This is a genomic window from Thermoanaerobacter sp. X514 (assembly GCF_000019065.1).
Classification (GTDB): domain Bacteria; phylum Bacillota; class Thermoanaerobacteria; order Thermoanaerobacterales; family Thermoanaerobacteraceae; genus Thermoanaerobacter; species Thermoanaerobacter pseudethanolicus.
Map to the genome: position 1 here is coordinate 2,224,014 of NC_010320.1, position 11,947 is coordinate 2,235,960.

Annotated in this window: 9 protein-coding genes and 2 pseudogenes; 4 read left to right on the forward strand and 7 right to left on the reverse strand. The window is 34.9% G+C overall.

The annotated features are described in order from the left end of the window. Nucleotide 1 precedes the first annotated feature (1 nt). Entirely contained in the window at nt 2–496 is a 495-nt protein-coding gene (locus TETH514_RS11190; RefSeq protein ID WP_009052665.1) for a hypothetical protein, read from the reverse strand. A gap of 211 nt (nt 497–707) precedes the next feature. On the opposite strand from TETH514_RS11190, the pseudogene TETH514_RS13205 reads away from it, so the two are divergent. Further along, nucleotides 708–1,590 (forward strand): annotated as a pseudogene (locus TETH514_RS13205) (phosphatase PAP2 family protein). Nucleotides 1,591–1,653: 63 nt separating this feature from the next. On the opposite strand, the gene ltrA reads toward TETH514_RS13205, so the two are convergent. The 3 genes and pseudogenes from ltrA to TETH514_RS11210 all read right to left on the reverse strand — a co-directional run bounded on the left by ltrA (nt 1,654) and on the right by TETH514_RS11210 (nt 4,921). After that, on the reverse strand, nt 1,654–3,066 hold the full coding sequence (gene ltrA / locus TETH514_RS11200) for a group II intron reverse transcriptase/maturase (RefSeq protein WP_009052667.1): 1,413 nt from the start codon (nt 3,064–3,066) through the stop codon (nt 1,654–1,656). A gap of 448 nt (nt 3,067–3,514) precedes the next feature. Further along, nucleotides 3,515–4,003 carry a ribonuclease H-like YkuK family protein gene (locus TETH514_RS11205; RefSeq protein WP_009052668.1) on the reverse strand — a complete coding sequence of 163 codons (489 nt, stop codon included), beginning with the start codon at nt 4,001–4,003 and terminating at the stop codon, nt 3,515–3,517. Nucleotides 4,004–4,112: 109 nt separating this feature from the next. Continuing rightward, nucleotides 4,113–4,921, reverse strand: a pseudogene (locus TETH514_RS11210) (lipid II flippase Amj family protein). Nucleotides 4,922–5,107: 186 nt separating this feature from the next. Here TETH514_RS11210 and TETH514_RS11215 point away from each other — a divergent pair. From TETH514_RS11215 to TETH514_RS11225, 3 genes are read left to right on the forward strand one after another with little or no spacing between them, the layout of a single operon-like run. Continuing rightward, nucleotides 5,108–6,505, forward strand: coding sequence for an MFS transporter (locus TETH514_RS11215; RefSeq protein WP_009052669.1), 1,398 nt, complete (start codon nt 5,108–5,110; stop codon nt 6,503–6,505). Between the two features lie 5 nt (nt 6,506–6,510). Then, nucleotides 6,511–6,918, forward strand: coding sequence for a nucleoside-diphosphate kinase (gene ndk / locus TETH514_RS11220; RefSeq protein WP_003867735.1), 408 nt, complete (start codon nt 6,511–6,513; stop codon nt 6,916–6,918). 57 nt (nt 6,919–6,975) lie between these two features. Next, complete coding sequence (locus TETH514_RS11225) at nt 6,976–7,311, forward strand: hypothetical protein (protein WP_003867736.1); 336 nt, start codon at nt 6,976–6,978, stop codon at nt 7,309–7,311. A 2-nt stretch (nt 7,312–7,313) separates the two neighbouring features. On the opposite strand, the gene TETH514_RS11230 is transcribed toward TETH514_RS11225, so the two are convergent. From TETH514_RS11230 to TETH514_RS11240, 3 genes are all read right to left on the reverse strand, one after another. Continuing rightward, a complete protein-coding gene (locus TETH514_RS11230) occupies nt 7,314–9,989 on the reverse strand; it encodes a calcium-translocating P-type ATPase, SERCA-type (RefSeq protein ID WP_009052670.1) in 2,676 nt (891 codons plus the stop codon). 67 nt (nt 9,990–10,056) lie between these two features. Continuing rightward, on the reverse strand, nt 10,057–10,773 hold the full coding sequence (locus tag TETH514_RS11235) for a DUF2225 domain-containing protein (RefSeq protein WP_003867739.1): 717 nt from the start codon (nt 10,771–10,773) through the stop codon (nt 10,057–10,059). Between the two features lie 48 nt (nt 10,774–10,821). Further along, nucleotides 10,822–11,871: a membrane protein gene (locus TETH514_RS11240; protein WP_009052671.1), complete on the reverse strand. Its 1,050-nt coding sequence runs from the start codon at nt 11,869–11,871 to the stop codon at nt 10,822–10,824. Nucleotides 11,872–11,947 lie beyond the last annotated feature (76 nt).

Sequence of the window (11,947 nt, forward strand, 5' to 3'; positions counted from 1 at the left end):
CTTATCGGGCCACATTTACAGGAACTTCTATCTCATCTAAAGCTATGCGGAAACTATATCCTTCTTCTTCTTTTTTAAAGTCTTCTATATTGGTAAAACATTTGGCAAAAACATCATTTTTTGTGTGAACTTCAATATCTTTTAAATTGTACTTTAAAGCTGTCCTCCTCACTAAAGAATTAATTATTTCTTGTGCAGTTTCTATTCCTACATTTTCCTTCTTCTCAATATAAATATACATACTGCTCTTTTTTTGTTGCCAATCAATATCGTATAGTACACAGAATCCCAACTTTACGCCATCTTTCGTTTCCAACACAAACATTTTACGGTTTTTGCCAAAAGGTATATTTAAAACATTGTCTTTCCCTCTTGATATTTTAAACAAATCAATTAAAAATTTGACCACATTAATGTCTTGCAACCATAAGGAAAATATTTTTTTATCTTTTTTCTCTAAATCTTTAATTAAAACCTTCCCATTTTCTCCCATCATCAACACCACCTATCTATAAATATATATTCTTTACAAATTTCAAAAATCCTGCTTAAAAACAGAAAATAATTTTCGACAAATAAAAAATACAGTATAAATAAAAAAGAGCAGAAAACCCACTTTTTATTTTTTTCTTTAAATTTGTGTTAAATTTTTTCACTATGAAGGAAAATAAATTTTTTTGGTGAATTATATATAGTGAGGTGATAAAATGCAAGCAGAAATATTAAAAGCTATTCAAACAATTTCAAACCCTTTTTTAGACTATTTTTTTATAGCTGTAACTATGTTGGGAAGTTCAGGATTTTATTTTATTTTTATCCCCCTTTTTTACTGGTGTGTAGATAAAAGATTTGGTCTAAAATTGGGACTCATATTGATAAGCTCTATCTATGTAAACACTGTTTTAAAAGAGATAACAAAAATAGCAAGACCTATAGGATATCCAGGAATAAGGTCTATTTTTACACAATCGGCAGGAGGATATTCTTTCCCAAGTGGCCATGCACAAGGTTCTACAACTGTTTGGGGAACTTTAATGGTACACTATCAAAAAAAAATGGCTGTGGTATGTAGGAATCGCCATCGTATTACTCGTATCATTTTCGCGAATGTATTTAGGTGTCCACTGGCCGATAGATATTATTGGCGGAATATTGATAGCTGTTTTAATAATAATTTTAAGTGAACTTATTGATAGCATCGTGAAAGAAAGCAATTTTAACATAAGTTTATCTTTTAAAGTTATTTTGTCAATTTTAATCCCTGCGCTTTTTATATTAATTTTCCCTCACAAGGATATTTATGAATACATGGGTTTAATTTCTGGTACTTTAATAGGTTATTTTATAGACAAAGAAAAATTTGATTTTACTGTCCATGCTCCTCTTCAAAAGCAAATTTTGAAGTTACTAATTGGCATAATTGTATTTTTTGTACTTAAAGAGGGATTAAAATTTGTGTTGCCTTCTGGAAATATTTTTAACGCTATAAGGTATGCAATTTGCGGACTGTGGCTTTCTCTTGGTGCACCTTATGTATTCAATCTTTTTAAATTAAACGATAAAACAATAAAGGCATCGAGTAGGAGCTGAATAATTATTTTATTCAGCGTCCTCTCACACCACCGTACGTACCGTTCGGTATACGGCGGTTCATTAGGAATTGTGTACAATTAGATATCTTTGGGATAAACTCTTATAACCTATGCTTTCAAAGTATTTATTTGTAAGAGTCTTATTTAGGATTGGGCTATTGGATATTCTCCAGTAGCCTTTCCTTGTATTGGCGTATTCCCAGGCTTTTTGTTCTTCTACTCCTAGTTTTACTAAGTTATCATGCTTCGTTTTTATCTTCTTCCATTGTTTCCATATACATGCCCTTAGTCTTCGCCTTATCCATTCGTCAAGGGTTTTCATTATGCTTTTCGCGTCTGCTAATCCAAAATAGTTGACCCATCCTGTCGTTATTTGATTTAGTCTTTTTATTCTGTTTTCCATGCTTATTCCCTTGTTCCGATTGGTTATTTCTCTTACTTTTTCCTTAAACCTTTTGATGGATTTTTCATGGATTCTTATTCTTACTTCGTTTTCTTTTGTATAGAATGAAAATCCAAGAAATTTTCTTCTCCATGGTCTATCTACAGCACTTTTTGCTTCGTTGACTTTTAGTTTTAATTTGCTTTCTATGAATTTCTTTATGCTCTTCATTACTCTGTTTCCTGCAGACCTGCTTCTTACATATATGTTGCAGTCATCTGCATATCGGCAGAATTTATGCCCTCGTTTCTCAAGTTCTTTGTCTAGTTCGTCCAACATTATGTTTGCTAATAGGGGACTTAATGGCCCTCCTTGGGGTGTCCCTTCTTCTGTTGATACTTTGATTCCGTTTATCATTACTCCTGATTCTAGGTATCTTCTTATTAACTTTAGTACCCTTTTATCTCCTATCCGCTTTTCTAGTTTGGACATTATTATGTCGTGGTTTACTCTGTCAAAGAACTTTTCTAAGTCCATATCTACAACCCATGTATATCCTTCATTTATATATGCTTCTGCGGCTTTTATTGCGTCTTTTGCACTGCGTCCTGGTCTAAATCCATAACTGCTATCAGAAAATGTATGGTTGTAGACTTTATTTAGTATTTGGGCTATTGCTTGTTGTATTAGCCTATCTAGTGCTGTAGGTATTCCTAGTAGTCTTACTCCTCCATCTGGTTTGGAAATTTCTACTCTTCGCACTGGTTGTGGTTTGTATTTCCCCTCCAGCAGTTGTTGTTTTATGGTTGCCCAGTTTTCTTTGAGATACGGTAGAAGTTCATCTACTTCCATCCCATCGACTCCATGGCTTCCTTTATTTGCAACAACGCGCTTGTATGCTGCTCTCATGTTTCCTCGTTCTACTATCATTTCAAGCATCTTGCTGGTATATCTTTGTACATCGTTTCTTCTATCTTTTGACGCCGATGATATACTATGCACTTCCGTTGTCTTTTGAAATTCCATTTCTCTATTCAACGGATAGCCTCTTTGTTGAGTTGTCTGCAGTCTCTGCATATCTTTCGAGTCCATAAGATTTCCAAAACCTCCTAACGTTCGGCCCTTCCTTATCTATTCATGACTAGATAAGTACTATGACCTCTGCTGACTTCTCAAGGTTCAACCATACATCACTGTATGGGTTGTCACTTCAGAGTTCACTTTAGTGACTTATCCTTGAGACCTCCCCGGGTAAGAACGATAACTTTCATCTCATATATCTGCCAGATTTACTGTATGGGATTCGGGTAGTGTTGGACTTCGTTTTGTTACGCAAACTCATCCATCCCAATTCAGCCTCTTATCTGGTTCTTGTTCATCAGACCGAGATTTTGCCTTAAGCTTCCTTCAGATTCCACCTCACGATGGACACCCTTGCTCTTGGCTAGTGGTTCCCACTACCAAGCCCACAGCGGACTTTCACCGCCTAGCTATCGCCCATGCCGGGCGCACATAAAAATAAGACCTCCTTCGGGAGGTCTTATCCAATATTAGCCATACTTTTAGTGTGCTTATCAGCTACTTTGCTAGCCCCATAAGATGCAGGCTTAACTTGTGCTTCAAATCCACATCCTAACACCATGTTAACTACTTCTTTTATAATATCTCTTGTTTTACCATTTTCCCCTACGTCTAAATGAATCTGTATATTTATATCCTTTTTATCAGTCTGATTGATCTTTTCAAAAAGCTGATTCGCTATTTCAATGCTATAAGTAGCCTCCATAAAAATCCTTTGTTTTAAAGACAACACCTTTTTATTACAAAATTTCCTATAATAATACCTGGCACCTTTCCCTTCTCGGTATATGATTACAGCAGTGACAAAGCATACGGATTTACCTGGTTGAGAGTCTGTACCCACCATCAACTTGTAATTAGATTGCCGGTCTCCCTCAACAAATTCCATGATGTCTTGGAACATTTTATCAATATCCATTTTTCCCTTGGTTGGGCTAATGAAATACAATGACCCCATCTCCTTTAACTGCAAATTGCTTAGCGCAATTAAATCTTATTTTAATTTTTATTATACACCATTTTCTTAAAAAGTGTATTAAAATTTTTTTATTTTTTTGTTAAACTATCAATTTTGTAACAAACAGTATCAACTCTGCAGCTGGTATAAATATAAGCTGAGCCAGCAAAGTACCCAAAATTTTCCCCAACACAAGAAGCACTACCATACTGTCCACATCATGTTGGGTCCTTTTACCGCTTAAGGCCTGGTCAGTTATAAGAGCCGCCACAGGGTCCACTACAACGGTAAACAATACAGTCGCAAACCCGTTTACAATACCCGAAAGCTGACTGGCTGTAATTCTATACTCAGGAAGAATGGCTCCAGCGTAAAGTGAAGAGATAATACCTGTGGTGTAAATAGAAGTAATAATAACGTTATATATCAAAAAAGTTTTTGGTACGTTAGCCTTCCACACACCTTTTAGCATAGACAGCCTTGGCAAAACAATTTTTTTCTTTATCTTTTTTAAATTACTCCATCTAAATCCTTTAAGAATAAGCTTAGGGACTGTTCCAGCCCCTTCCATTCCATTTATGGCAACAGTAAAAATCGATACAAAAGTGGGCATCAGGGGTGCTCCTATCAATGCCCTAATGTAGCTGAAAAAAGTACAATTCTCATATCATTTTGAAGGAGATAGACCTTGTCCATTTTTATCGCCATATCTACAATACTGCCAAGAAAAGGTGCTTGAATCATATTTGATAATCTTGATATCACAGCCATAATATTAAAAAGCGAAAGAGCAACAGCAAGCTTTCGAGTTCTTACACCCGAAGGTCTTATTGAATAAGAAAGTGTGTCAATCAGATTTATGACCATTGTGAAAAAAGCTACTATCATCAGTCTTTTTGCATCTATCATTTGTCCCATCCATTCTTTTCTTTATTTAAAATTCCTCTATAATTATATTGTACAATGCCTTTTTTTTCAACATTTATCTTTTGCCAAGTGCGTGTAAAGAATTAGTAGATAACTTATTTAGCTGACATTTTGCACAGACTTTTGCCAAAGATTGTGGTATAATTTATAGTATCGGAGGGAAAATAAATGTCACAAAAACAGTACAACAAATGGTTAATTCTTTCTGCAGTTGTCATTGGTAGCATAATGGGGCCAATTGACGGAAGTATAGTCAACATAGCAATGCCAGAATTTACAAAGATTTTCCACACAAATATAACAACAGTAAGCTGGGTCTCCATGACATATTTATTAGTTTTAAGTAGTCTAATGATGACTTTTGGAAGACTTGGCGATATGTTGGGTTATAAAAAACTGTATCAATACGGCCTTTTGACTTTTTCAATATCTTCTGCGATCTTGAGTCTTTCTGTAAATATATATATGTTAATAATTATGCGAGCTTTCCAAGCAATAGGAGCTGGCATGCTAATGTCAATGACATCAGCTATTATAACATCCGTGTTTCCTCCAAACGAAAGAGGTAAAGCTCTCGGCATTAACGCTATGTCTATATCTATCGGGCTTGCAATAGGTCCTACATTAGGGGGTTTTCTTTTATCAAATTTGGGTTGGCAGTCTATATTTTATATAAACGTTCCTATCGGTATAATAGGTTACATATGGGCTCATATCGTGGTACCTGACAACAAAGGAGTTCCTGAAAAATTTGATATTTACGGATCTATTTCTTTCTTTGGCTTTCTTGCAAGCCTCTTGCTCTTTATATCAGAAGGTGGAACATGGGGTTGGACATCACTTCCAAGTATAATTTCATTATTGACATCAGTAACATTTTTAACAATCTTTGTAATTATAGAAAATAAAGTAGACTTTCCTATGTTTGACTTCTCTCTTTTAAAAATAAGGTCTTTTACCTTTGGAAACATAAGCACCCTGCTAAACTTTATGTCTCAAAACACAATGACTTTTTTAACTCCTTTCCTCCTTCAGCATCTAGGATTTACTACTGAAAAAGCAGGTATAGTAATGACTTCTTTCCCTCTCGTCATGTTCGTCGTGGCACCCTTAAGCGGTATTTTAGCTGATAGATACGGAGCCCAAATCCTCTCAACTATTGGTGCACTCATTTCTGCAACAGCCCTTTTTCTTATGGTAACTTTAACAGAAAAATCTACTATGTTTTCCATTATGACCCATCTTGCCCTTTTTGGCGTAGGAAATGCCATTTTTCAGACACCAAACAACAGTGCAGTAATGGGAAGTGCGCCAAAAAACAGATTAGGGGTAGCCTCTGCCTTTCTCGCAACAATGAGAAATGTAGGAATGGTAATGGGCATTGCAGTAGGAAGCGCTATATTTACAAACAGGTTAAAAGTCTATCAAGCTCTAAAATTTTCTTCCAACACTACCTTTATGATGGCTATTAAAGAAGCTTATATAGCCGCCGGAATCTTTTCATTAATATGCGCCTTTACTTCTCTTGTGAGAAATGATGTTAAATTAATAAAAGGAAAGGATTGATTTAAATGGAGACCACCCTTGCTATAGTAAAACCCGACGGTGTCAAGAGAGGGCTTATAGGAGAAATATTAAAAAGATATGAAAACAAAGGTTTAAGGCTTAAAGCGGCAAAAGTAATAACTCCAACAATTGAGCTTTTAGAAAAGCACTACGAGGAACACAAAGGCAAGCCTTACTACAAACCTTTAATACAGTACATGTCCTCAGGTCCTGTCTTTGCAATGGTACTAGAAGGAGAAAACGCCGTAAAAATAGTAAGACTTTTAAATGGTGCCACAAAAGTAGAAGAAGCACTTCCTGGGACGATAAGAGGTGATTTTGCCATAAGCACCACTTTTAACATCATACACGGCTCAGATAGTATTGAATCTGCAAAGAGAGAAATAGCACTGTGGTTTCCTGAATTAGCATGAATATTTTTGTGGACAGGGCATAAACTCTAATAGAGAAAACTATTGGAGGTATACCTTATGCCCAAAATAACAGTAGAAAGTAAAAATAACCAGTATGGAATCATCTACGGAAGAATTGATGACTATAACTGGTACGCATTGGTACAAAAAGAAAAAGTAAGTTACGGAATAAATCCTGTTACTTTAGAAAAAGGAGATGGGAAAGTTTCAAGATTGTTTGTTTACAAAAAATTTTCTTCCAAGATTCCCAATGACTTTATAAAATCAGTAGTGGCTGATTACAGACATAAATGGAATTGGTTAGAAAAAGACAAAAAAGAGCTAATAACAAGATTAGTAAATTATTTAGAACTTCGATATTCTCTAAAAGTATTAAAGTCTAAGGCGAAGTGACTTCACTTCGCCTTAGTTAATGGTACTATATAAGCAGTATAAAGATTGTTAAATACAAATTCTATTGAAGAGAAAAATACCACCACCAGCCAATCATAGCCAGTAAGCACTGTTGTCCTAAACACAACACTTAAAGGTGGAACATATATTGTAGCTAAGAAAAGCAAAAATGATGTTAAAACTGCTAACACCAAGTAAGGATTAGTAAAAATCCCTATCTCAAAAATTAAATTTCTTTCTGACCTGCACTCAAAGGCGTGTATCAGCTCTACCATCACTAATGTAGCAAAAGCTACAGTCCTAGCTTTTTCCAATGTCCCATAACTTAATGCAAATACATATGCTCCAAGAGTACTTACTGCCATTAAAAATCCCACTATAATGATTCTTATACCCAACCCTCTTGAAAACACACTTTCTTTAGCGTTTCTTGGTTTCATCATCATTATATCTTTTTCAGGAGGATCCATCCCCAGAGCTAAAGCTGGTAACCCATCAGTAACAAGATTGACCATTAATATTTGAATTGGAGCAAGAGGCAATTTTAAGGCCATTAAAGCTGCAAAAAACATAGTCAAAACTTCTCCAAGATTACAAGAAAGCAAAAATCGTATAAACTTTCGTATATTGTCATAAATTATTCTTCCCTCTTCAACAGCTGCCACAATAGTAGCAAAATTATCATCTAATAAAATCATAGAGGAAGCCTCTTTTGCAACTTCTGTTCCTCCTTTTCCCATAGCAATACCTATATCTGCCTCTTTCAAAGCTGGAGCATCATTTACACCATCCCCTGTCATAGCTACTGTAAAACCTTTGTTTCTAAGGGCTCTGACAATTCTGAGCTTATGTCTTGGGGTTACTCTTGCATAAACACTAATATTTGTACAAGCTTTCTCAAGGTCCTTATCGCCCATGTTATCTAAATCCTGCCCTGTGATTACTTTATCATTTTCCCCTAATATTTTTAATTCTTTTGCTATAGCAGTTGCAGTAATCTTGTGGTCACCTGTTATCATAACCGGCTTTATTCCTGCCATCTTGCATTTTAAAATCGCCTCATATACTTCCCTTCGAGGAGGGTCTATCATCCCTTCCAATCCTACAAAAACCAAATCTTTTTCTATAAACTCCGCAACCATTGGAAATTTAGGAGGAAGCTTTTTATAAGCAAAGGCCAATACTCTTAAAGCTTCCCTGCCAAAACTTTCATTGATATCTAATATTCTTTTTTTATCAAAAACAGTAAGTGGCACTTCTTTTCCTTCTGTATATTTATATGTACAAAGGTCCAACATTACATCTGGTGCACCTTTTACATAGACATATTTTTCACCGCTTATCTCCACAATAACGGACATCCTTTTTCTATCTGAATCGAAAGGAATTTCCTCCATTCTTTTAATATTTTCTACCAATTCAAGAGAAAGTCCTGATTTCATTGAAAAAGAAAGTATAGCAGCTTCGGTAGGGTCTCCTAAGTATTTTTCTTCTTCTAAAGTTTCTTTGCCAATTTTTATCTTTTCCCTCTTAATCTTTGCATTATTGCACAATGCTCCTATCTCCAACATCTTTCTAAAAGCGCTTCTCTCTTTATTTCTCATTGTAGTAAATTCTTTACTTTTATCACCTTTTACTTCAAAAACTTCTTCATCGCAAAACACTTTTGTCACAGTCATTTTGTTCTCTGTCAAAGTACCTGTCTTATCCGTACATATTACATTAGTGCATCCCAAAGTTTCAACAGCAGGTAATTTTCTTATTAACGCATTTCTTTTAAGCATCCTTTGTACCCCAATAGCCAAAGAAACTGTAACAACAGCAGGAAGTCCCTCAGGAATAGCAGCAACTGCAAGACTTACACCTGATAAAAACATATAATATAAAGACTCTCCTCTTATTATTCCTAATACTATTACAATACCGCATATAGCAAGAGCTCCAGCTACTAACACTTTTCCAAGTTTATTAAGTCTTTTTTGTAATGGCGTTTCATCTCCTTCAATATCTTTAATCATCCCTGCAATTTTCCCCATTTCTGTTTGCATACCTGTAGCAGTTACAATAGCTTTCCCTCTTCCTTTCGTAACAATCGTACCCATATAAACTACATTACTATTAGTTACTGCCGCTCTTTTTACATTGTTTACAGCTTCCTTGTGGACAGGGACTGACTCACCAGTCAAAATCGATTCATCCACTTCTAAATTATGACTTTCTATCAAAACAGCATCTGCTGGAACTTTATCTCCCGCCTCCAATATAATAATATCATCTATTACAATCTGAGAAGCCTCTATCTCTTTTTGTTCTCCATCCCTCAAAACTTTTGCAATAGGCGCTGCAAGTTTTTTTAAAGCTTCCAAAGACTGCTCTGTTCTATATTCTTGGATAAATCCTAATACAGCATTTAAAATGACGATTATCGTTATTGTCAAAGCATCCGCTAATTCTCCCATCAAAGCAGAAATTAAAGTTGCTGCCAATAAAACCATCACCATAAAATCTTGAAACTGGTTTAAAAATATTTGCAAAGGACTAACTTTGTGCCCTTCCTCCAATATATTCGGCCCATATTTCAATAACCTTTTTTGCGCTTCTTGACTATTTAAGCCGGTAAAGTCAGTTTTATCAAAGTAGTAAATTGTTTGTTGCATTTGCTTCTTACCGTAAGACATCCCAATCCCCTTTCTTAAACTTTTTGCTCTCTAAATAAAATATGAGGGCATTCTAAAAAACATGCCCTCATTCTTTTAAACTTTGCCATCCATCTCTTGCAAGATTGACTATTAAATTATGTCGAGACTTGTCAGGATGATTTATAACTTTATTATACCATTTTAATGCCTCTTCTTTATTGCCTAACATTCTATTAAGTTCTGCTATCATGTATATAAGAAGTATTTCTTCCTCATATATATCCGAACCACTATAGGCTTTTATATAAGAATCCAATGCATATTTCAAATATTTTTCTTCATTTACCTTATCATTTAAAATCCTATATATCCAAGCAATTCTAAGACAAGTCTTCGCAAAAACTATGGGTTTATCTTCTTTTATCTGGGAACAATATAAAGCCAATAAATAGGTTTCTAACGCTTTTTGAGGTGTTCTTTCACCAGAAAATTCTCTTTTAACCCACTTAGCCGTTACCAGTGACAGGATTTTTTCCTTTTTGTCATTAGTTATTCTGTCAAATTCAGATTCCAAAGCAGCATATCCACAATTTGGGCACACAATAACCTCATAAAAGAAAGGATTAATGCCATCTTTATATTTAGTATAAAAATCTCTTTCTCTTTCTTCCACCTTCAATTGTGAAGTCCTTACTTTAGTATATGTAAATTCTCTCTTACACACTGGACATACGGCTTTTTTCTCGTACAAATATTTGTTCTCCAATATTACACCTCCGTCCAACATTAGTCCTATTAAATATTTTAACATACTCATCAACATTTTTCGACATTCTCTAGATAAAAAATTAGCTATCTGCAAAAGTTGAAATTATTTGTGATTTATTATTCCATATGTAAGGCCAATAAGCATAATAATGCCTCCATAACCAGCAATAGGATATAAATAATGAACAAGTTTTGCAAAACCAAACCTACTAGCTATAAGGGCTATTCCTCCCGAGGCAACAGTAAAAATCTTATATTTCACTGACCCAACTTCTGTAAACCTTGCCGCAAACCCATATAGATTTCCAACAGCCGTAGTATATATTTCTGCAATCAAAATAAAACTGTATACAAATTTCAAAACCGGTGAAATATTACCAGCAACATAAAGCATGGGTATCTCATATAAAGAAGCAGTAGGCATATTTATAAGAATTGTAAAAAATATCAAAAACGCACCTAATCCTAATCCCATTCCTCCTAATATAGCTCCCCATCTTAGTTTTGACCTGTCGTTGGTTTTCTGTCCAAGAGGAGCAAGAATGGCAACTGCCATCAAAAGATTATAGGAAGCATAAAGTACTCCCGACAATGCAAAATTTTTTACTGCAGCTTTAAAAGGAAAGTCAGCAATTGTTATAACCGTAATGTCTGGTCCATAAAAAAGGGAAAAAGTACCCACAATGATTATGGCAAGCAAGAGCAAAGGCACTACAAAAGAAATGGCAGAAATAACTCCTCCAATTCCTGTTAATACTGTTACAACCGATAATACTGCCATTACTACACCCCCAAAAGTAGAAGGAAGCCCAAATTGCTCTTCAAAAATTGCACCACAACCTGCTATCATTGCAGATAGTGCTCCAAACAAAAAAAATGTAACTACTAAATCTATCACTCTTCCAAATAAAGGTCCCCCAGCCTTCATGATGACCTTTTTATAGGAAGAGGCATTAAGCCTGTTACCTAATCGTAAAATTATATACCCATAAAACACAAACATAAAAACAGCAATTACAAGCCCTATAGTTCCTTTTACTCCGTGATATGCAAAAAACTGCAATATTTCTTGTCCCGAAGCAAATCCCGCCCCTACTACTGTTCCTATATAGCTTGCAGCAACTTTAAAAGCCGAAATCTCTTTTTTACTCAAAAAAATCCCGCCTTTCTTTCTATTTTAAATATATTTTTGGCGGGATAAAAAATATTATTCTTTTTAAAAAACTATT

Bases quoted from the DNA above. Each gene is read 5' to 3' on its own strand.
- TETH514_RS11190 (WP_009052665.1), bottom strand. From the start codon at position 496: ATGATGGGAGAAAATGGGAAGGTTTTAATTAAAGATTTAGAGAAAAAA.
- ltrA (WP_009052667.1), bottom strand. From the start codon at position 3,066: ATGGACTCGAAAGATATGCAGAGACTGCAGACAACTCAACAAAGAGGC.
- TETH514_RS11215 (WP_009052669.1), top strand. From the start codon at position 5,108: ATGTCACAAAAACAGTACAACAAATGGTTAATTCTTTCTGCAGTTGTC.
- ndk (WP_003867735.1), top strand. From the start codon at position 6,511: ATGGAGACCACCCTTGCTATAGTAAAACCCGACGGTGTCAAGAGAGGG.
- TETH514_RS11225 (WP_003867736.1), top strand. From the start codon at position 6,976: ATGCCCAAAATAACAGTAGAAAGTAAAAATAACCAGTATGGAATCATC.
- TETH514_RS11230 (WP_009052670.1), bottom strand. From the start codon at position 9,989: ATGTCTTACGGTAAGAAGCAAATGCAACAAACAATTTACTACTTTGAT.
- TETH514_RS11235 (WP_003867739.1), bottom strand. From the start codon at position 10,773: ATGTTGATGAGTATGTTAAAATATTTAATAGGACTAATGTTGGACGGA.